This window comes from Marilutibacter maris (assembly GCF_006546735.2).
Lineage (GTDB): Bacteria > Pseudomonadota > Gammaproteobacteria > Xanthomonadales > Xanthomonadaceae > Marilutibacter > Marilutibacter maris.
In genome coordinates this window covers 1-2,480 of sequence record NZ_VICD02000085.1, presented here as the reverse complement: position 1 = coordinate 2,480, position 2,480 = coordinate 1, and the positions used below count along the sequence as shown (strand labels likewise).

Genomic DNA, 2,480 nt, shown 5'->3' with positions numbered 1-2,480 from the left:
CGCCGCCCGCGCGGCCGGTTTCGACGTCGCCGTGCTCGGGCTGGGGCGCCGCGGCGGGATCATGTATCGCGACGTCGCCGGACGCACCGCGGTCGCCGGGTTCGACGAAGCGTCGCTGCGACGGGTCGCCGGCGCCGGAGGCGGTCGCTACGCGCGGCTGTCGTCCGACGCCTCCGATCTGCGGGCCCTGGCGGTGCTCGACGGCGGCGGTGCCGAGGCTTCGCCGGTCGCCGCACGCGGTGGCAGCACCTGGCTCGACGAGGGTTTCTGGCTGATACCGCCGGTGATGTTGCTGGTGTTGCTGGCGTTCCGCCGCGGCGCGGTGCTGGCGATGCTGCTGGTCGGGCTGTGGCTGCCGCTGACTCCGGCCCATGCCGCCGACTGGTGGCGCCGCGCGGACCAGCTCGAACACCGTCGCCTGAGCGAAGCCGGCGATGCCTACCGCAAGGGCGACTTCGCCGCGGCGGCGGAGGGGTACCAGCAGGTCGACAGCGCCGACGGCCACTACAACCGAGGCAACGCGCTGGCCAAGGCCGGCCGCTACCCGGAGGCGGTTGAGGCCTACGATCGCGCGCTGCAGCTGCAGCCGGGGATGGAGGACGCGATCGCCAACCGCGAGGCGGTCCAGGCGGCGATGCAGCAGCAACAGCAACCTCAGTCCGACGGCGAGGACCAGGACTCCGGCGACCCTGGCGACGACGACGGCTCCGGGTCCGACGGCGGCGAGCGCCCCGACCAGGGCCCTGCCGACCCGAGCCGGCAACCTGGAGGGGACAGCGGCGACGGCCAGACGGACGCGTCGCCTGAAAGCGGGGAAAACCCGGGTTCCGACGCCGGAGAGGGGCAGGAGGGGGCCGGGCCCGAGACGGGCGAGGATGCCTCGCCTGCGCCCTCGCCGCAGGACAGCCAGACGCAGGAGGCGGCCGACGAGGCGCAGCGCCGCCGCATGCAGCAGGCCCTGGAGCAGGAGGCTCGCCAGGAGGATGGCGACGCGCAGGACCGGCAGTCGCCCGCTCCGGCGCCGGGCGAGGAGACCGCCGAGCAGCGCGAGCGCCGGATCGCCAACGAAGCCTGGCTGCGACGGGTGCCCGACGATCCGGGCGGCCTGCTGCGCGAGAAGTTCCGAATCGAACATGAGCGCCGCCAGCGCGACGGCGGCGCCGGAGGTCCCAAGCCTTGACCCCTCAGACACCATCGCCGGCAACGCCGCTCATCGGTCGGGTGACGGCAAGTCATCTGCTGTCATGGTTGCTGTGCTTCGCCCTGCTGGCGACCGCCTTCGGCGCCCCGGCGACGACGCGCGCCTGGCTCGACCGCGACAAGATCGAGCAGGGCGAGACCGTGACCCTGAACATCGAGACCGATGCGCTGACCGCGACCCCGGACTACGCGCCGCTGGCGGCGGACTTCGACCTCAGCGGGCACAGCAGCCGGCGCGGTATGGCCCTGGGCAACGGCGGTGGCCGCCGCAGCCTGTTCGCGGTGGCGCTGCGGCCGCGCCGCGATGGCGTGCTGACCGTGCCGTCGCTGCGGGTGGGCAAGGACAGTACCGCGCCGCTGTCGTTGCTGGTGGCGCCGGCGGTGCGGCGAGCGCCGGCCGGTGCCGGCGAGGACGTGTTCATCGAGAGCGGGCCGGACCACGATCAGCCCTATGTGCAGCAATCGGTGGGCTGGGTGGTGAGGCTGTACGCGGCGGTCCCGATCGTGACCGGCACCCTCGACCAGCCGGCGCCGCAACGGGCGGCGTTCCAGCGCGTCGGCGACGATGCCCAGTACTCGCGGACGGTTGCCGGACGCCATTACCAGGTCATCGAACGCCGCTTCCTGCTGGTGCCCGAGCGCAGTGGCGACCTGCAGGTGCCGGCGGCGACCTTCCAGGGCCGCAGCGCGGCCGGGTTCTTCGACGACATGTTCGGTGGCCGCGGTGCCAGCCTGCAGGCCCGCGCGGCGCCACGGACGCTGACGGTACGGCCGATTCCGGACGACGCGCCGCAGCCGTGGTTGCCGCTGCACGACCTGCAGCTGCGCTATCGCGCCAACCCGTCGGACCTGCGGCGGGGCCTTGCCGCGACCCTGACCATCGAGGCGGTCGCCGACGGCGCCACCGCGTCGCAGATGCCGGAGCTGGAACTGCCGCCGATCGAGGGCGTGCAGGTGTTCCCGGAACGGCCGCAGGTCGACGAGACCTTCGTCGATGGCCGGCCCAGGGTGAAGTGGACCCGCAGCTTCTCGCTGGTCCCCGACCGCGCCGGCGAGACCCGTCTGTCGGGAGTGAAGCTGGACTGGTGGGACGTGGAAGCCGGCCAGGCGCGCTCGGCGACCCTGCCGCCGCTGGCATGGACGGTGACGGCGGGTATCGACAGGGGGGCCCCGTCCCCCGCGCCCGCGGTGACGGACCTGCCCGCCGATGCGGATACCCCGGCGACGGACCCGTTGGCGGTCTCCACGGTATCCGATGGCGGCAGCCGCTACTGGGCGCT

The 2,480-nt window shown here is 73.8% G+C and carries 2 protein-coding genes; both read left to right on the top strand.

Annotated elements, in window-relative coordinates:
• Nucleotides 1-1,180 (top strand): tetratricopeptide repeat protein (locus FKV24_RS06050; protein ID WP_141481732.1); only part of this gene is annotated, 1,180 nt, incomplete at its 5' end.
• Nucleotides 1,181-1,221: 41 nt separating this feature from the next.
• Nucleotides 1,222-2,480: BatD family protein (locus FKV24_RS06045; RefSeq protein ID WP_170288223.1), on the top strand; the 1,259-nt coding region annotated here is incomplete at its 3' end.